Origin of the sequence: Achromobacter sp. (assembly GCF_050285585.1) — a bacterium.
Classification (GTDB): domain Bacteria; phylum Pseudomonadota; class Gammaproteobacteria; order Burkholderiales; family Burkholderiaceae_B; genus Achromobacter.
The window spans coordinates 76,957-95,100 of sequence record NZ_JBLZXF010000003.1; the positions used below are offsets into that span (position 1 = coordinate 76,957).

The window sequence follows — 18,144 nt, forward strand, 5'->3', positions numbered from 1 at the left end:
GGCCGGTCAAATCTTCAAAATCCGTTCACCGCGTCCGATGCCGGACACGCCGGTGCGTACGGTTTCAAGGATGGCACTGCGGTCCAGGGCCTCGAGGAAGGCCTGTACTTTTTCCTGCACCCCGGTCAATTCGATGGTGTAGGACTTGTCGGTGACGTCAATGATGCGGCCGCGGAAGATATCCGCCATGCGCTTCATTTCCTCGCGTTCCTTGCCAACGGCGCGCACCTTCACGAGCATCAGCTCGCGCTCGATGTGGGCGCCTTCGGTCAGGTCCACCACCTTTACGACATCGACCAGGCGGTTCAAATGCTTGGTGATCTGTTCGATGACTTCGTCCGAACCGGTCGTGACGATGGTCATGCGCGACAGCGTGGAATCCTCGGTGGGCGCCACGGTCAGGGTTTCGATGTTGTAGCCCCGCGCCGAAAACAGGCCCACCACGCGAGACAGCGCGCCGGGTTCGTTTTCGAGGAGGACGGAAATCACGTGCTTCATTGCGGGGCCTCCTTACAGGTCTTCAGAGCCGAGCAGCATTTCGGTCAGCCCGCGGCCGGCCTTGACCATCGGCCACACGTTTTCGGTGCGGTCGGTGATGAAGTCCAGGAAGACCAGGCGGTCCTTGTGCTTCTTGAACGCTTCGCGCAGCGCGGGCTCCACGTCAGCCGGGCGTTCGATGCGCAGACCCACGTGGCCATAGGCCTCGGCCACCTTGACGAAATCGGGCAGCGAATCCATGTAGGATTCGGAATATCGCGAACCGTAGTCGATCTGCTGCCACTGCCGGACCATGCCCAGGAAGCGGTTGTTCAGGCAGACGATCTTCGGCGTCAGGCGGTACTGGTGGCAGGTCGACAATTCCTGGATGTTCATCTGGATCGACGCTTCGCCGGTGATGACGGCCACGTCGTGCCCAGGATTGGCCATCTGCACGCCCATCGCGTACGGCAGGCCCACGCCCATGGTGCCCAGGCCGCCGGAGTTGATCCAGCGGCGCGGCTTGTCGAACTTGTAGTACTGGGCCGCCCACATCTGGTGCTGGCCCACGTCGGACGTGACGAAGGCGTCGCCGCCGGTCACTTCCCAGAGCTTTTCCACCACGTACTGCGGCTTGATGACCTCGTCCGAGTTGGCGAACTTCAGGCATTCCTTGCCACGCCAGGCCTCGACCTGCTCCCACCACTTGGCGATGGAGGCCGGCTTGTGCTCGGCGGAGGCGATGTCGTACTGCGCGCTGAGGTCCGCCAGGACATCCTTCACATTGCCCACGATCGGGACGTCCACGCGCACGCGCTTGGAGATCGACGAAGGATCGATGTCGATATGGATGATCTTGCGGGCGTTCTGCGCAAAATGCTTGGGATTGCCGATCACGCGGTCGTCGAAGCGCGCGCCGATGGCCAGCAGCACGTCGCAATGCTGCATCGCCATATTGGCTTCGTACGTGCCGTGCATGCCGGGCATGCCCACGAACTGGCCGCTGCTGGCCGGGTAGCCGCCCAGGCCCATCAGGGTGCTGGTGCAGGGCGCGCCCAGCTGCGTCACGAGCTTGTTGAGCTCGGGCGCGGCGTTCGACAGGATGACCCCGCCGCCCGTGTAGATCATCGGGCGCTCGGCGGACAGCAGCATCTGCACGGCCTTCTTGATCTGCCCCTGGTGGCCCTTGTTGACGGGCGCGTAGGAACGCATCGAGATTTCGCCCTTGGGCGGCGCGTACTTGCACTGCGCGACGGTGACGTCCTTGGGGATGTCGACCAGCACCGGGCCGGGACGGCCTGTGCGCGCGATGTAGAACGCGCGGCGCATGGTCTCGGCCAGGTCCTTGACGTCGCGCACGAGGAAGTTGTGCTTGACGCAGGGACGCGTGATGCCGACGGTGTCGCACTCCTGGAAGGCGTCCTCGCCGATGGCCGCAGTGGGCACCTGCCCGCTGATGATGACCATGGGGATGGAATCCATGTACGCCGTGGCGATGCCGGTGACGGCGTTGGTCACGCCCGGGCCGCTGGTCACGATGCAGACGCCGACCTTCTGCGACGAGCGCGAATAGGCATCGGCGGCGTGCACGGCAGCTTGCTCGTGGCGCACCAGGATGTGCTGGAATTTGTCTTGCTTGAAAATCGCGTCGTAGATGTAGAGCACCGCGCCGCCGGGGTAGCCGAAAACGTGTTCCACGCCTTCTTCGGCCAGGCAGCGCACGACGATATCGGCGCCATTCAGTTCCATGTTGTCATTCCTTTCAAAACCGGCCCTGCAAACCCTGCCTGCTGCTCGCCCGGATACGGCGGCAACTGAACCCATACCGGCTACGACAACATGATCCGGCGCTTAGCGGCTCACGGAGCCACGCCACCCGGACACCTTGCCGACCCGGCACACGCTCGACAGAACGCAGTGCAAACGCCCCTGGGGGACGCTGGAGGTCGAAATGGAAGCCTTGGCAACACACGCTTGTGGCGCGGCCAACGGCAGGTGTAACTGCTGCGGGATGGGGTGGGAGGTGACCCTGGCCATCCGCCTCAACGCACCGGCTTCGGATAGGCAGGCCGGCGCAAGTGGAGCAATTTACCGCGTTGCGTCAAAGGTGGCAAATCGGCTTTCCCGCGAGCGTTGCGCGGAAGGTTCGGTAACCATCTGACCCCAAAAAAAGCACGACTCTCTCTATACTTGATTCCGTTATCCAGAACCTCATCGCCGCCCATGGACTTGCGCATCGCCAGCATCCGCCGCTTCCTCTATAGCCACTACTTCTTCGGAGGGGTGCGCCAGGGGGTGGGGATGCTGTTGCCCGTGCTGGTGCTGGGCGGCATCTTCGGCAACTACACGACAGGGCTGGTGGCGACCTTCGGCGCGCAGTGCCTGGCCATCATCGACCAGCCCGGCGGCCCGCAGCGCCATCGCACGAACGAAATGCTGGGCGGCGCTGCGCTGGGAACCCTGACCGTCGTCGTCACGGGGCTGGCCTCCACGCATCCCGTGCTGATCTGGCTGGCGGTCATCGTCCAGTGCTTCGTCTATTCCATGTTCACCGTGTTCGGCAAGCGCGGCGGGCTGATCGGCTTTGCCGGCCTGCTGCTGATGACGCTGACCATGCACTCGCCGCTCGAGCCCCATGAAGTATTGGCGCACGCAACGGCCACGTTGGGCGGGGCGCTGTTCTACGTGGTGTTCAGCCTGGGTTTTTCCCGCATGTTCTGGCTGCGCGAGGAACAGCAAGCCATGTCGGTGGCGCTGTTCGCCACCGCCGACTACGTAGCGGCCCGCGCCACCTTCTATGACGACACCGCGGACCTGGACGAAGCCTACCGCACGCTGATCCAGCGCCAATCCGTCATGACGGAAAAGCACCAGGCGGCGCGCGACATGGTGCTGCGCGCCCTGCCCCGCGGCAAGGGCCTCGGCGACCGCCAGCGCGTGATGATCTGGAACATGTTCGTGGACATGCTGCAGCTCCTGGATACGCTGGTGGCCACGCATACCGACTACGCCGCGCTGCGCCGCGCGCTGGCCGGCAGCGACTGCCTGATGTTCATGCGCGATGCGCTGGTGAAAATGTCGCTGGAACTCAACCGCATCGCGCTGGACGTCTCGCGCGGGCGCAAGGTGCAATACCGCAGCAGCGCCAAGGCCGAACTGCGCGCGATCGAGTACGAGATCGAGCAGCTCAAGCAGCAGGGCCTGGGAGAGCGCGAGCCCGAAATGCTGGCGCTGATCGTCCAGGTGCTGCGCCGCCTGCGCAATTCGGCGCGCATCGTGGACAGGCTGGCCGACCACACCGCGGCCTCCCCGGACGCCAAGCCCACCGACGTGCTGCGCATCAACAAGTCGCTGACGCGCTTCATTTCGCGCCAGGAATTCCGCGTGGGGCTGCTGACCAGCAACCTGCGCCTGGATTCGCCTCATTTCCGCTACGCGCTGCGCGTGACGGCCGCCGCGGCCATCGCCATGACGCTGGCCAGCCGCTGGCTGTCGCCGGAATTCTCCGCGCACAACTACTGGATCATGCTGACCATCGTCATCATCATGAAGCCGGGCTTCGCGTTGACGCGCCAGCGCAACGGCTGGCGCTTGATGGGCACGGTGATCGGCTGCCTGTGCGCCCTGTTGCTGTTCAACCTGACCGACCGCCCCGGGATTCTCTTCGCCGTGCTGCTGGGCGCCTGCATCATGGGCAACAGCCTGGTGCAGCTCAACTACATGGCCAGCGCCATCTTCAACACGCTGTTCGTGGTGCTGGTGTTCCACTTCGTGTCGCCCGGCACCGTCTCCATGTCGGTGATCGGCGAACGCGCCATCGACACGCTGCTGGGATGCGCGCTGGCGCTGGTATGCAGCTACATCCTGCCCTGGTGGGAAGCCCGCTATCTCAGGCCGCTGGCGGCGGCGGCCACGCGGGCCAACCGCGAATACCTGGTGGCGGGCCTGCGCTACGTCGAAGCCATGCAGGCCCACGGCGCCCCGGTCGGCGCCTCGGCCGGCGAAACCCCGGCGGTCACGGACGCCGACCTCGCCTGGCGGCTGGCTCGCAAGAACGTGCATATCTCGTTCAGCAATTTCGCCGAAGCCTTCTACCGGATGATGAGCGAACCCAAGTCGCACCAGGTGAGCGTGCCCGAACTGAACAACCTGCTGATCCAGAACCACATCCTGGCCTCGCAGATCACGGCCGCGGTGCCCATCATGGCCGCCCTGCCCGCCACGCCCGAGGCCGTGCAGCGGGCGCTGACCGGCATCGTGGACCTGCTGGACGAAAAACGCGCCCAGGCGCCCGCCAACCTGCCCACGCAGTTCGAAACGGAAGGCGAACAGGCCGCCCTGGTCTACCCGGTCAAGCAGATGCTCAAGGCCGCCCACATGATCCGCCAGGAATTGCAGGCCCTGGACGACCCCGCGCACGCGCCCCCGGTGGCGGCCGCGGCCTGACGCCTACGCTTTGCGCCGGAAGACCAGCTTGTCTGCGGACGAGGCGGTAGCGTCGAACGTGTAGCCTTCCAGATCGAAGCCCTGCAGGCCTTCCGGCTTGGAGACCTTGTGCAGGATCGCGTAGCGCGCCATCAGGCCGCGCGCGCGTTTGGCGTGGAAGCTGATGACCTTCCACGTGCCGTTCTTCCAGTCCTGGAAAACGCACTGCACCACGCGCGCCTTGAGGGTCTTCAGATCGACCGACTTGAAGTACTCCTCGGACGCCAGGTTGACGATCACCGGCGCCTTCTGGCCCGCCTGCCGTTCGTTCAGATAGTCGGCGATGGCCGAGCCCCAGTACTCGTACAGGTTCTTGCCCTTGGGCGTGACCAGGCGCGTGCCCATTTCCAGGCGATACGGCTGCATCAGGTCCAGCGGACGCAGGACGCCGTACAGGCCGCTGAGGATCGCCACGTGGTCCTGCGCCCAATCCAGCTGCTTGGCCGACAGGGTGGAAGCCTCCAGTCCTTCGTACACGTCGCCGTTGAAGGCCAGCACCGCCTGGCGCGAATTGGCCTGGGTGAAGCTGCGCTTCCAGTGGGCGTAACGCTGCACGTTGAGCTCGGACAGGGCGGGGCTCAGGCTCATGAGCTCGGAGATATCCTCGGCCGACTTGGTCTTGAGCACCTTGATCAGGGCAGCGGCCTGGTCCACGAACAACGGCTGGGTATGCGTCTCGACGTGCAGGGGCGAGTCGTAGTCCAGCTTCTTGGCGGGAGAAAGCAGAAACAGCATTGCAGGATTTCCTTTTTTATATTCAGCGCGCCGTCCAGCCGCCATCGACCGAGACGGACGTTCCCGTGATTTGCGCGGCGGCGTCGGAAGCCAGGAACACGGCGGTGCCGCCCAGCTGTTCGGGCGTCACGAATTGCAGCGAGGGCTGTTTTTCGCCCAGCAGTTCGCGCGCCGCGGTTTCCTGGTCCACCCCGCTCTTCTCGGCCAGCGCCGTGATCTGCTTTTCCACCAACGGAGTGCGGACCCAGCCCGGGCAGATGGCGTTGGCGGTGATGCCCTGGCCGGCCGTTTCCAGCGCCGTGACCTTGGTGAAGCCCACCACCCCATGCTTGGCCGCCACATAGGCCGATTTGTTGGCCGACGCCACCAGGCCGTGCGCCGAGGCGATGTTGATGATCCGGCCGTAACCCTGCTTCTTCATGTGCGGCAGCGCGGCGGCGGTGCCGTGGAACACGGCCGACAGGTTCAGCGCCAGGATCGCGTCCCACTTCTCGACCGGGAAGTCCTCGATCTGCGCGGTGTGCTGGATGCCGGCATTGTTGACCAGAATGTCGATGCGGCCCATCTGGCGCACCGCGTTCTCGACCAGATCGCGCACGGCCGCGCCCTTGGACAGGTCGGCGCCGTCGTAGATCACCTTCACGCCATGCTTGTCGGCCAATCCGGCCCGGACCTTCTCGATTTCCGCGGCGTCGCCGAAACCGTTCAAGACGATGTCCGCGCCCTGCGCGGCGAAAGCCGTGGCGATACCCAGCCCGATGCCGCTGGTGGAACCGGTGACAAGGGCGACTTTTCCTTTGAGCATGAGCGATCTCCTGTGATCTGGCATGTAGGTCGGGGAACAAGGCAGGCGTCAAGTGTAGCTGCCCCGCAAGACGGCAATCATGCCATGCCGCCACCGCCGGCCGCGTCAGGCGGCGGGCGGCTTGTCCTGGGGGCCGGGAGACGGCGTTTCGGGGCCGGGCGGGCCCGCGGCCGGGAGATCCGCCATGCCGCCCCGGTTCTCGGGGATGCGTTCCAGCAACTTGATGAGCACCGGCACGACGCCCATCGAGATCGCCACCACCACGGACAGCACGTCACGCTGCTCCAGATCCACCAGATGGTTGTCCCAGGCTTCATTGAAAATGGCGAAACTGAACTCGCCCCCCTGCGCCAGCGCGACCGCGAACAACAGGCGGTGATACCGGGGCAGGCCCAGGAAGCGGGCGAATCCGTACAGCACCAGGCCCTTGACCAGCAGCAGCGCGGTCACGCCGACGATGATGAAGATCCAGTGGTGCTCCACCACCTTCAGGTTCACGGACATGCCGATGGCCACGAAGAACAGCCCCAGCAGCAAGCCCTTGAAAGGATCGATGGATTTTTCCAGCTCGTCCCGATAGCGCGACTCGGCCATCAGCACCCCGACCAGGAATCCGCCCAGGCCCGCCGACAGGCCCGCGTAGTCGAACAGCTGGGCGGCGCCCACCACCATCAGCAGCGCCGCGGCGGTGAACAGTTCGTTCAGCTGCGCCTTCGCCGCCCAGCCCAGCAGCCGCAGGCGATAGGCCACGGCAACCACGACCACCGCGATCAGCGCCTCCTTGAAGGATGGCGCCGACGTGCCGTCCGAGCCCAGAAGCCCGGCCGCCACCAGCATCGGGATCGCCGCCATGTCCTGGAACAGCAGCAGCCCCAGCGCCGAACGCCCCAGCGGCATGCGCATCAGCCCGCGCTCCTCGAGCAGACGCAAGGCCACCGCCGTGGACGACAAGGCCAGCGACAGGCCGCAAAGCACCGCCGCCTGCCATCCCATCCCGGCCAGATGCCGCAGCGCCGCGCCGAACACCACCCCCAGCAGCAGGCCGCAGACCAGCATCTGCAGGGATCCCAATACGAACACCTCGTTGCGCATGGCCCACAGGCGCTTGGGCGAAAGCTCCAGCCCGATGATGAACAGCATCATCACCACACCCCATTGGGACACCCCGATCATGGTGTCGACATTCGTGACCAGCTTCAGGCAGGACGGCCCCACCAGCACCCCCGCGATCAGGTAGCCCGGGATGGCGCCCAGGCCCAGCTGCTGGGTAACGGGTACGCAAATCACGGCCGCTAGCAGAAGGATGAGGATCAGATCCATGGGGCGATGGGCTACGGGTGGACGCCGGAGGGGCGGCGCGCAATGCTGGCGCTGTCGAGATTCTGGGCAAAGAATGCCGCCGCCGGAAGTCAGTTGAAACCCGCTATGAGCGTCTTTCAGACACCGCTTTACACAAACGAAAAAAATCCTGTAGAATTGCGGGCTTCGCTACTTCGACGACGAAGATCCTTCCGACCAGGGATTCTTTTGTGGAATTGATTTTCCGCCGTTTTCGACACCCAGTAGTGGAAAGGAGAGGTGGCAGAGTGGTCGAATGTACCTGACTCGAAATCAGGCGTACGGTATCCCCGTACCGTGGGTTCGAATCCCACCCTCTCCGCCAATTTAAAAAAGCCTTGCAAGTCGCCGACTTGCAAGGCTTTTTGCTTTGCAGCCGCGGATTTACGCCACGGATTTCCGCCACGGGCTTACCCCCCATCGCGCCGCCACTCGGACACGGAACACAGGCACACCACGAAGCATCGCAGCGCCGGGCAGCCGAGCGGGCGCTCGATCGCGCGGGAGCAACGATTCCACATGGGCAACCCGCCTGCCCCCCCCCCTGCCAGCAAGATCTCTATTCAACAACGCAAAAAGGCCAATCCCGAAGGATTGGCCTTTTTGTCAGACTGGCGCCGTCGGCCGGGCCAGCTGGAACAGGTCCGAACTGCGGGCATACCAGCCGCCCCCGTGCATGCGCGCAATCAGCGCCATGGCGGGCGTATCCATGTAGCCGCGCGCCGCGTCCTGCACATAAGCGTCGTCGACGTGCGCGCCCAGCACGCGGCCGATGACCACGATCTGGCGGGGTCCGGTCACGATGGTGGCCTGGCTGACGCATTCCAGCGATACCGGGCTGCCTTCGATCAGCGGCGGACGCACGTGGATGGCGGGCTTCGCGGTCAGGCCGGCCGCCGCCAGCTCGTCCACCTCCGGCGGATAGTCCGCGCAGGTCTGGTTCATCTGCTGGACGAGGGATTCCGGCACCAGGTTCACGACGAATTCGCCGTTCTCGATGATGTTGGCGCCCGAATCCTTAAGTTCGCCATTGGCATGGCGCATCAGCCCGATGGCGACCGTGGGCGGCTGATGACCCATGACGTTGAAAAAGCTGAACGGCGCCGCATTGACGACGCCTTTGCCGGACACCGTGGTGACCCACGCGATCGGGCGCGGGGTGACGGTCGACGTCAGCACGTTGTAGACCGTCTGCGCTGGCAAGGCGCTGAAATCGAAATGCATGGATCAAGCCTCCTGCTGCTGGCCGTCGTCGATGGCGGCAACGGCGCGCTTGGCGCGGGTGTCCACGTGCAACTGGAATACATCGGGCCGCGCATAGTGGCCGGAGACGTCGAAATCGTACTTGCCGCGCAGGATCTGGTTGGGATTGATGTCCGCGTAGAGTATGGTCTCGCCCGAGAAGTCCGGGCCGGCCAGCACTTCTCCCAGCGGGTCGATGATGGCGCTGCCGCCGCGCATCAGCACCGTGTCCGGCTTGTCGCCCAGCGCGCATTCGAAATCGTCGGGGTAGGCGTCGCGGCGCAGGTGCTGGCAGGAAGTCAAGACGTAGCAGCGCCCTTCCAGCGCGATGTGCCGCATGCTGGGGATCCACGAATCGCGGTCGTCCGCGGTGGGCGCGCAATACAGCGCCACGCCCTGGCTGTACATGTACATGCGCAGCATCGGCATGTAGTTTTCCCAGCAGATGACCGCGCCGATCTTGCCGTAGGGCGTGTCGAAGACCGGCAGGGTCGAGCCGTCGCCGAAGCCCCAGACGAGGCGCTCGCCGGCGGTGGGCATCAGTTTGCGGTGCTTGCCCGCCAGCCCCTTGCGGCCATTGAAATAGAGCACGGTGCAGTACAGCGTGCCGCCATCGGCCTCGATGCAGCCCATCACCACGAAGCTGTCGGTCTCCGCCGCGGCCTCGGCGATCACCGCCACTTCCTCGCCATCCAGGCGGACGGCCTGGCTGTGATAGCGGGCGAAGGCGTCGCGGCCTTCAGGCTTGCGCATGCCTATCGGCGCGCCGAATGAATTGCCCTTGGGGTAGCCGCCAAGGAAGGCCTCCGGAAACACCTGCACGCGGGCGCCCTGCTCCGCCGCCTGGCGGATCAGGGACGCCGCCTTCTGGGCGCAGGCGACGCTGTCGGTGGGGATGGATGCCGCCTGGATGACGGCGGCCTTGAAGCTCTGTTGCGCGGACATGTCTCTCCTTTCTCTCAGTGTGCGGCGTCTTCGTCTATGGCCCGGGCACGGGTGTTCGGCAGGAACAGGCTGCCGATGACGCCGACTATCGCTGTCACGGCGACCGGATACATCAGGCCGCCGAAAATATTGCCGCTGGCCTGGGCCAGGTAGGTCGCGGTGAACGGCACGATACCGCCGAAGATGCCGGCGCCGATGTGGTACGGGAAGGATAGCGCCGTGTAGCGGATGCGGGCAGGAAACAACTCGACCAGATAGGACGCGACCGGACCGTAGACCATGGCCACGACGGCCGTCATCAATACCAGAATCAGCACGATGGTCGTATTGTCGACGCGAGCGGGATCCGCGCGCTCGGGATAGCCGGCGGCGGCCAGGGCGGCCGCATAGCCGGCGCGGTCGAAGCCGTTGACGGTCCTGCCGCCCACGCTCATCGCGATTTCCTGTCCGGGCAGCGGCGCGGCGTACTCGAAATTGATGCCCTTGCCCACCAGGAATTTCTTGGCCTGCACGCACACCTTCTTGTGGTCCGCATGGCTGCCGATCATCGCGGCCTGCAGCCCGAAATCGCAGGCGCCGCCGCTCACGTCGGCATGCACGCGCACCGGCGTGCTTTGCATGGCTTGCGCCAGGGCGGGGTTGCCCGCCTTGAGCAGCGCATCGAACATGGAATGGTAGCCGAGTGCCGCCACGAACAGGCCCGCCATCATGATCCACTTGCGGCCGATGCGGTCCGACAGCCAGCCGAACAGCACGAAGGTGGGCGCGCCGATGATGAACCCGATCAGGATCAGCATATAGACGCTGGTCTGGTCCAACTGCACCGCCTGCTGCATGAAGATCATGACGTAGAACTGGCCGGTAAAGTAGGTTGCGCCCTGGCCCGCCGTGACGCCGATCAGCGCCAGCACCACCAGCCGCAGGCTCGACCACTGGCCGAAGGTTTCCTTGACCGGGTTCTTCGACAGGCGGTTCTGCTGCTTCATCCGCGTGAACACGGGCGACTCGTGCAGCTTGGCGCGCACGTAGATCGAAATCGCCAGCATCACGATGGACAGGATGAACGGCAGGCGCCAGCCCCATTGCCGGAAGTCCTCCGCGCTCATCGAGGCCTGCGTGCACAGGATCACGATCAGCGACAGGATGAGGCCCGCCGACGACGTGATCTGGATCCAGCCCGTCAGCAGCCCGCGGCGCTTGGGCTCGCAGTGCTCGGCGACGTAGATCACCGCGCCGCCATATTCGCCGCCCACGGCCAATCCCTGGATGACGCGCAGGGTAAGCAGCAGGATCCACGACAGGTGGCCGGCGGACTCGTACGTGGGCAGGCAACCGATCAGCACGGTTGCGCCGCCCATCATCACCACGGTGATCAGGAAGGTGTACTTGCGGCCCAGCTTGTCGCCCAGGTAGCCGAACATCACCGCGCCCAGCGGCCGGATGATGAAGCCCACCGCCAGCGCGCCCAACGCCGCCAGCAGGGCGACGGTGGGGTTGTCCTGCGGGAACAGGACCTGGCTCATGAAGACGGCCAGGGTCCCGTAGATGAAAAAGTCGTACCACTCGAACAAGGTGCCCAGGGTCGAGGCCACCACCACCTGGCGCTCCTCTTTCCGGCTGAGCGTCTGGCCTGCGCCGACGCCCTGCATTGCAACATTCGCTTCCATGCTTGCTTTCCCCAATCGCTTTAGATTGATATTGCTGTAGTCATTAACTATTATCAAACTTAAGCCTGGGCAGGAAAAAGCTAGGGAAAACCCGGCGCGCGCGCTTTCCCCTCTGCCGGAACGGCCTGGCGCCGCTGCTACACTCCCGCCAGAAACACTGTGGAGGCAGTAATGGCAAGGCCCGCCGGCAAGGTCGAAAAGAACGCAGAACAAACGCCAACCGCTGCGCGCAGGGGCATCCAATCGATCGAGGTGGGGTTCCGGATCCTGGACGTGATCCGCCGGGCCGGCCGGCCGCTGCCCTTGAAGGAAATCGCGGACGCCTGTGAACTGACGGTGCCCAATGTCCATTACTACCTGGTGAGTTTCCAGAAGGTGGGCGTGGTGCAGCAGCATACGGACACCGGCCACTATGGCCTGGGGCCTTACGCCTTGCGGCTGGGCCTGGCGGCCCTCGAACAGTTCGACGTCTTCACCACAGCCCGGCCCATCATGGCCGAGGTCGCCGCGGTCACCGGCCACACGGTGTTCCTGGGCGTATGGGGAAACAAGGGGCCGACCATCGTCTACCGCGTGGAGGGCGCCCGCAGCCGGCCCTTACTGGAGTTGCGCGTGGGCAGCGTGCTTCCCCTGCTGTCGTCCGCGCTCGGCCGGAACTTCCTGGCCCACCTCCCGGAGGCCAGCACCCGCGAATTGCTGGAGCGGGAAATGGCCACGCCCCAGTCCGAGGGATATGGCGGCGCGGCGGGAAACTCCTACACGCCGCAGGACGTGCAGGCCATCCGCGACGAAGTGCGCAAGCACCACCTCAGCCGCTGCCGCGACGCGCTGCTGCCCCATTTCACGTCGCTGTCGGCGCCCATCTTCGACATGCTGGGCGAAATGAAGGCCGCGATCACGCTGATGGGCCCCGTCGGCGCCATCGACGACGACCTGCAATCCGAAACCGCCCGGCTGCTCAGCGAAAAAGCCTGCTCGATTTCCGCGATGGCCGGCTGGGTGGATCCGCAGGCGCGCTGAACGCCGCGCGCGCCGCACGCGAGTCCTCGTTTGCCAGACAACCGCTGCGGCAATGCGCCGGCCGAGCCCTTCCGACGAACGTTCACCCTTCCGCGACGATCTTCGCGTCCTTGATGGTTTTGGCGTATTTCTGCTGTTCCTGTTTCATGAAGTCGGCGAAGCGCTGCACGCTGCCGCCGCCGTCCTCCGCGCCGACCTGCGCCAGTTTTTCCTGCACGTCGGCCATCGCCAGGACGTTGTCTATGTCCTGGTTCATGCGCTGAACCATCGCCCTGGGCATGCTGCCCGGCCCCACCATGCCGAACCAGATGCTGGCCTCGAAGCCCGGATAGCCCTGCTCGGCCACCGTGGGCACGTCCGGCTGGCTCTTGGAGCGCTGCTGCAGGGTCTGCGCCAACGCGATCACTTTGCCCGACTGCAACAGCGGCGTCGCGGTGGTCATGCCTTCGAAGCAGTACTGGACGTGGCCGCCCATCAGGTCGTTCATCAAGGGAGCGGATCCCTTGTAGGGCACGTGCAGCACATCGATGCCGGCGCGGGCCTTGAAGATTTCCAGCGCCAGGTGCTGCGCGGAGCCGGTGCCGGCCGAGCCGAAAACGATCTTCCCGGGCTGGGCCTTGCACTGCTGGACCAGCTCGGACAGGGTCTTGGCCGGCTGCGCCGCGCCGCCGATCAGGATCGTGGGCGTCTTGCCCACCAGGGCGATGGGCGAAAAATCGCGTTCCACCGAATAGGCCAGCTTGGGCTGCAGGCCGGGCGCGATGCCATGGCTGTTCACATGCGCCATCAGCAGCGTATTGCCGTCTCCGGGCTGGCGCGCCACCTGCTCCGCAGCGATGAGGCCCGCCGCGCCCGCGCGGTTTTCAACGATGACGGGGATATTCCACAGCACGCCCAGCTTCTGGCCCAGCAAGCGCGCCAGCACGTCGGTGCCGCCGCCCGCGGGGAATCCCACCACGATCTTCACCGGCCCTGGCGGCATGTCCTGCGCCCGTGCCGCCGGCAGCACGAGCGCCGCCCCCAGCGCCGCGGCGCCGGTCATGAATTGCCTACGTTGCATGCTTGTCTCCTCGCGCCGGTCTGTCGCCGGCGACTGGTTATGAAAGAACGGCAAGCCGCTGCGCCAACTGCGCAGCATCGGCCTCGCTCAGTTCCACCAACGGCGGCCTCACGGTGGCCCAGGCCGGATCGCCGCGACGCCGCGCAATGGCGGCCTTCATGGCGGGGATCATGGGATAGGACTGGAAGATGGCGCGGGTCTCGTTCAGGGCGCGCTGCCTGTCGTCGGCCCCATCTTCCTGCCAACGTCGGTAGAGTTCGACGATGGGGCCGGCGTTGACGTTGCCGGTGGCGGTAATGCAGCCGGCGCCGCCGGCGCGCAGCGTGTCCAGCAGCACCGTCTCCGTGCCGGCGAACACGTCGAAGCCGCGTGGCTGGAAATCGCGCAGCATCGCTGCCGTGTTGGCCCAATCGCCTGAACTGTCCTTGATGCCCGCGACGATGCCGGGGAACTCGCCCAGCAGGCGCTCGATCAGCGGCAAACTGATCGGCACGCCGGACACGGGCGGGATGTGATACAGGTAGATGCGCAGGCGATCGTCCGCCACCTGCTCGATGACGCGCGCGAAAGCGCGGAACAGGCCCTCGTCGCTGACGCCCTTGTAGTAGAACGGCGGCAGCATGAGCACGCCGCCGCAACCCGCCCTGACGGCATGCTTCGTCAGCTCTACCGCATCGGGCAAGGCGCAGGCGCCTGTGCCCGGCATCATGCGCCCGGCTGGCAGGCCCGCCGCCAGCAATGCGTCCAGCAGCCCGCGCTTTTCCGCAACGGTAAGCGAATTGGCCTCGGAGTTGGTGCCGAAGATCGCCAGGCCCGCGCCCTGTTCCAGCAAGGCTCGGCAATGCTCGACGAAGCGCGGTGCGCTGGGCGACAGATCCTCGTTGAACGGCGTCAGCACGGGGGAATAGACGCCCTGCGGGCGCTCGGGGGCAACGATGCTCATGCGATCTCTCCTGTGATCAGCGGCCGACGCGGGTCCACTTGCCGAACCGCTCGACCATGCGTTCGTCGAAGCCGAATCCCAGGCCGGGCTCCTGATGCAGGATCACGCGCCCCTGCTTGTGGGTCAGTTGGCGGTCGACGAGCTTGCGGAAGTTCAGGACCTGGTCGTCCCAGAAGAATTCAACATAGCGCGCATTCGGCGTCGCCGCCACCAGCGGCGCATGCACATCGTGGAACCAGTGGGGGCAGACCACGACGCCATAGCTGGCCGCGGTGGCGGCGATGCGCTTCCATTCGGTGATGCCGCCGCAAACGGCGGCGTCGGTCTGGAGAATGCCTGCCGCGCCCTTGTCCAGCAGCTCTTTGTGATACCAACGGCCGTAACCGATCTCGGCGGTCGCGATGGGCAGGCGCGTCAACCGCGCAAGCTTGGCGTGGCTGTCGAGATCGTCCGGGCTGAAGGGCTCTTCGATGAAGTAGGGGTCGTACTGCTCGAAGCGGCGGACATAGTGCATGGCCTGGGTCACGTCCTGCCATGCGTTATTGCAGTCCATCATCAGTTCGACATCTGGCCCCACCGCCTCGCGCGCCGCCTTCAGGCGCGCTTCTTCTTCGCGCGGGGACAGGCGCCCGGTCTTCATCTTCACCGCGCGGAAACCTTTCTCCACGTAGCTGGCCATTTCCTCGCCCAGATGCTGCGGCGTCTTGCCGTCGAGGTAGTAGCCGCCGCTGGCGTAGGCGGGCACGGACTCGAGCTCGACCGCTCCCAGGTAGCGGTGCAGCGGCAGGCCCGCCGTCTTCGCGTTCAGGTCCCACAGCGCGATGTCCAGCGCGCTCAGCGCCCGCATCACGGTGCCCTGGCGGCCCTGCAGCAGGGCTTCCTGGTACATGGCCTGCCACAGCCCTTCGACGGCGTGCGAATCCTTGCCCAGCAGCACCGGGGCCAGCAGGCTCTCCACCGCCGCCTCGAAGATGGCGCCGCCGGCGCTGCCGACATAGCAAAAGCCGATGCCTTCCACGCCCTCGGCGGAGCGGACCTTGACCAGCCCATAGTGCCGCGTCGATACGCTACGGTTCGAAAACGAGGTGACTTTGTCCAGGGGCACCGCGGCGGCGCAGACGTCTATGGATTCGATGATGGGCACAACAGGCTCCTTGGTGGCTGGAATGTTCCGATGGGCGGCGCCAACGCTGTTTTACGCAGTCTCGACGCCCTGGACGTATTCTTGTCCCGGCCAAAGAAAACAACAATTATCTTCACCCATATTTAGAATATGGAAAAAACGTCTTCTGGAGAAACAAGGCGCCATGGACTCCCGATTCCTGCAGACCTACGTGCACGTGGTGGAGCTCGGTTCCATCGCGCAGGCGGCGCGGCACCAGGGGCTGACGCCCGCCACGGTGCAACAGCGGCTGCGCGCGCTGGAGGCGGATATGGGCAGCGCGCTGATCGCGCGCTCCGGCCGCACGGTGAAGCCGACGCCGGCCGGCACCCGGATCCTGGAACGCGCCCGCGCGATCCTGCGCGACGTGCGCGACCTGCGCTCGGCCGCCTCGGACACCGAATTGCCGGCGGGCCCTCTCCGGCTGGGCGCCACGCCCACCGCCCTGACCGGCATCATGCCGCCCGTGCTGCGCACCTGGGTGGCGCGCCATCCTCACATCGAGATCTACATAGAACCCGCTCCCACGACCCTGCTCTACAGCAAGGTGCTGGCCGGCGAACTGGACGGCGCGCTGCTGGTGCACCCCTTGTTCTCCATCCCCAAGACCTGTGTCTGGCGCGACCTGCGGCAGGAACCCCTGGTGCTGGTGACACCCGCCGGCATGCAGGTGGGCGACCCGCTGGCCGTTCTCGCCCGGGAACCCTACATCCGTTATGACCGCAGCGTGGTCGGCGGCAAGATGGCGGAGGACTATCTCAGGGCACGCAATCTGCGGCCGCACGTGCGCTTCGAGCTCGACGGAATCGATTCGATCGCCCGCCTGGTTTCGGAAGGATTGGGCGTCGCGCTGCTGCCTGACTGGGCCACCACCGGCGCCCCGTCCGCCAGCGTCAGGCGCTGGCCGCTGCCTGCGCCGCGCCCCGCGCGCACCGTCGGCGCGATCTGGCCGCGCTCGGGGGTGCGCTCGGCGCTAATGCAGGCGTTCGTGGAATTGACCGAGTCGCAGCTCGGCCTGGGTTGAATTGCGGGCCAGTCAGGCACCGAGGGGCGCGTCCTGGCCGTTGCGGGCCACGATCGCGCCGCGGGACACCACCAGGCGGCGGGGCGCCCGCTTCACGACGGCTTCCGCCACGCAGCTGGCGTCCACGAGCACCAGGTCCGCGCGCGCGCCGGGCGCCAGGCCGTAGTCGGCGAAACCGCAGGCGCGGGCCGCGGCGCTGGTCACGCAATCGAACGCCCACTCGACCTCGTCGTCGCGGCGCAGGTCGTTGCGCAGCCCGATCAGCGTGGCGCGCGCCAGCATGTCGGGGCTACCGTAGGGAGTCCAGGTGTCGCGGATGCCGTCATTGCCGCCGAACAGGGTCACGCCCGCCTCGCGGCAGGCGCGCACGGCCGGCACCGGCCGCGACGGCGGCGCCGTGGTCAGCAACGCCACGTCGAGCTCCGCAAGCCGCGTCAGCAGCCCGTCCAGCCGCTTTGCGTCCACCCCTCCCAGACAGAAGGCGTGGCTGATGACGACCTTGCCGTTCATGCCCAGCGCCCGGGTGCGGTCCAAAATCAGCTCCAGCGTGAACGCGCCCAGCTCGCCGGGTTCGTGCAGATGGATGTCGACCGGCTTGCCGTGCTTGTCGGCGATGCCGAACAGCACGTCCAGCGACCGGGCGGGGTCGCGGTCGATGGCAGAGGGATCCAGCCCGCCCAGCACGTCGGCGCCGCTCGCCAGCGCCTGATCCAGCAATTCGGCGGTGCCCGGCCGGACCAGCAGGCCGGACTGGGGAAAGGCCACCGTCTGGATCTCGACCAGCCCCGCCAGCTCCTGGCGCGTGGCGTGCACGCCTTCCAGGTGGCGCAGCCCGGCATCGGTGTCGACGTCGACGTGGGTGCGGATGCGGGTCGTGCCCTCGCGCAGGAAGGCAAGCGCGAGCGCGCGCGCATGGCTGGCGGCATCATGGCCGGTGCTGGCGCGCCATTGCCGTTCGTTGTGGATGCGATCGGTCAATGCCGATCCCACTTCGTTCACGTACCAGGACGATCCCCAGGTGGTCTTGTCCAGGTGGGCATGGCCCTCGATCAGGCCGGGCAGCAGCAGGGCGCCCTCGCCGTCTTCCGTGGCAATGCCGGGATCCGCGCCGAGCACCTGGCCGATTTGCTGGATGCGCCCATCGCGCACCAGCACGTCCGCGGCCTGGCCCTGGACGCGGACATTCTTCAACAACAGGTCGGTCATGGTGGATTCCTACGCTACGCGCGCGGCGGCCTGCC

15 protein-coding genes and 1 tRNA gene are annotated in these 18,144 nt (G+C 65.9%); 4 read left to right on the top strand and 12 right to left on the bottom strand.

The features are described 5' to 3' along the window. Window positions 1-6: 6 nt before the first annotated feature. Window positions 7-498 carry an acetolactate synthase small subunit gene (ilvN, locus tag ACN6PJ_RS05905; protein WP_006223608.1) on the bottom strand — a complete coding sequence of 164 codons (492 nt, stop codon included), beginning with the start codon at window positions 496-498 and terminating at the stop codon, window positions 7-9. Window positions 499-510: 12 nt separating this feature from the next. Then, window positions 511-2,301 (bottom strand): acetolactate synthase 3 catalytic subunit, encoded by a 1,791-nt coding sequence (locus ACN6PJ_RS05910; protein WP_427994962.1) that lies wholly within the window; start codon window positions 2,299-2,301, stop codon window positions 511-513. Window positions 2,302-2,700: 399 nt separating this feature from the next. Here ACN6PJ_RS05910 and ACN6PJ_RS05915 point away from each other — a divergent pair, with 399 nt between their 5' ends. Next, on the top strand, window positions 2,701-4,923 hold the full coding sequence (locus tag ACN6PJ_RS05915; RefSeq protein ID WP_427994963.1) for an FUSC family protein: 2,223 nt from the start codon (window positions 2,701-2,703) through the stop codon (window positions 4,921-4,923). A 3-nt stretch (window positions 4,924-4,926) separates the two neighbouring features. Here ACN6PJ_RS05915 and yaaA read toward each other — a convergent pair whose 3' ends face one another. From yaaA to ACN6PJ_RS05930, 3 genes are all read right to left on the bottom strand, one after another. After that, window positions 4,927-5,697: a peroxide stress protein YaaA gene (yaaA, locus tag ACN6PJ_RS05920; protein WP_427994964.1), complete on the bottom strand. Its 771-nt coding sequence runs from the start codon at window positions 5,695-5,697 to the stop codon at window positions 4,927-4,929. 22 nt (window positions 5,698-5,719) lie between these two features. Then, entirely contained in the window at window positions 5,720-6,502 is a 783-nt protein-coding gene (locus ACN6PJ_RS05925) for a 3-hydroxybutyrate dehydrogenase (RefSeq protein WP_427994965.1), read from the bottom strand. 105 nt (window positions 6,503-6,607) lie between these two features. Continuing rightward, a complete protein-coding gene (locus ACN6PJ_RS05930; protein ID WP_427994966.1) occupies window positions 6,608-7,822 on the bottom strand; it encodes a cation:proton antiporter in 1,215 nt (404 codons plus the stop codon). 252 nt (window positions 7,823-8,074) lie between these two features. Here ACN6PJ_RS05930 and ACN6PJ_RS05935 point away from each other — a divergent pair. Then, window positions 8,075-8,165, top strand: a tRNA-Ser gene (locus ACN6PJ_RS05935). A gap of 281 nt (window positions 8,166-8,446) precedes the next feature. On the opposite strand, the gene ACN6PJ_RS05940 is transcribed toward ACN6PJ_RS05935, so the two are convergent. Genes ACN6PJ_RS05940 through ACN6PJ_RS05950 form a run of 3 tightly spaced genes read right to left on the bottom strand, consistent with a single transcriptional unit; the run spans window position 8,447 to window position 11,694 of the window. Then, window positions 8,447-9,064: a flavin reductase family protein gene (locus tag ACN6PJ_RS05940; RefSeq protein ID WP_427994967.1), complete on the bottom strand. Its 618-nt coding sequence runs from the start codon at window positions 9,062-9,064 to the stop codon at window positions 8,447-8,449. Window positions 9,065-9,067: 3 nt separating this feature from the next. After that, window positions 9,068-10,027, bottom strand: coding sequence for a carbon-nitrogen hydrolase family protein (locus tag ACN6PJ_RS05945; protein WP_427994968.1), 960 nt, complete (start codon window positions 10,025-10,027; stop codon window positions 9,068-9,070). A 14-nt stretch (window positions 10,028-10,041) separates the two neighbouring features. Next, window positions 10,042-11,694 carry an MFS transporter gene (locus ACN6PJ_RS05950; protein WP_427994969.1) on the bottom strand — a complete coding sequence of 551 codons (1,653 nt, stop codon included), beginning with the start codon at window positions 11,692-11,694 and terminating at the stop codon, window positions 10,042-10,044. A gap of 171 nt (window positions 11,695-11,865) precedes the next feature. On the opposite strand from ACN6PJ_RS05950, the gene ACN6PJ_RS05955 reads away from it, so the two are divergent. Then, on the top strand, window positions 11,866-12,714 hold the full coding sequence (locus tag ACN6PJ_RS05955; RefSeq protein ID WP_427994970.1) for an IclR family transcriptional regulator: 849 nt from the start codon (window positions 11,866-11,868) through the stop codon (window positions 12,712-12,714). Window positions 12,715-12,796: 82 nt separating this feature from the next. Here the strand turns inward: ACN6PJ_RS05955 and ACN6PJ_RS05960 are convergent, their stop codons facing one another. From ACN6PJ_RS05960 to ACN6PJ_RS05970, 3 genes are read right to left on the bottom strand one after another with little or no spacing between them, the layout of a single operon-like run. Next, window positions 12,797-13,774, bottom strand: coding sequence for a Bug family tripartite tricarboxylate transporter substrate binding protein (locus ACN6PJ_RS05960; RefSeq protein WP_427994971.1), 978 nt, complete (start codon window positions 13,772-13,774; stop codon window positions 12,797-12,799). 37 nt (window positions 13,775-13,811) lie between these two features. Then, window positions 13,812-14,717, bottom strand: a complete 906-nt coding sequence (locus ACN6PJ_RS05965) for a dihydrodipicolinate synthase family protein (RefSeq protein ID WP_427994972.1) — start codon at window positions 14,715-14,717, stop codon at window positions 13,812-13,814. A 16-nt stretch (window positions 14,718-14,733) separates the two neighbouring features. Then, a complete protein-coding gene (locus ACN6PJ_RS05970; RefSeq protein WP_427994973.1) occupies window positions 14,734-15,861 on the bottom strand; it encodes a mandelate racemase/muconate lactonizing enzyme family protein in 1,128 nt (375 codons plus the stop codon). A 163-nt stretch (window positions 15,862-16,024) separates the two neighbouring features. Between ACN6PJ_RS05970 and ACN6PJ_RS05975 the strand changes: the two genes are divergently transcribed. Then, complete coding sequence (locus ACN6PJ_RS05975; protein ID WP_427994974.1) at window positions 16,025-16,903, top strand: LysR family transcriptional regulator; 879 nt, start codon at window positions 16,025-16,027, stop codon at window positions 16,901-16,903. A 12-nt stretch (window positions 16,904-16,915) separates the two neighbouring features. Here ACN6PJ_RS05975 and ACN6PJ_RS05980 read toward each other — a convergent pair whose 3' ends face one another. Continuing rightward, on the bottom strand, window positions 16,916-18,109 hold the full coding sequence (locus ACN6PJ_RS05980) for an amidohydrolase family protein (protein ID WP_427994975.1): 1,194 nt from the start codon (window positions 18,107-18,109) through the stop codon (window positions 16,916-16,918). Between the last annotated feature and the right edge of the window lie 35 nt (window positions 18,110-18,144).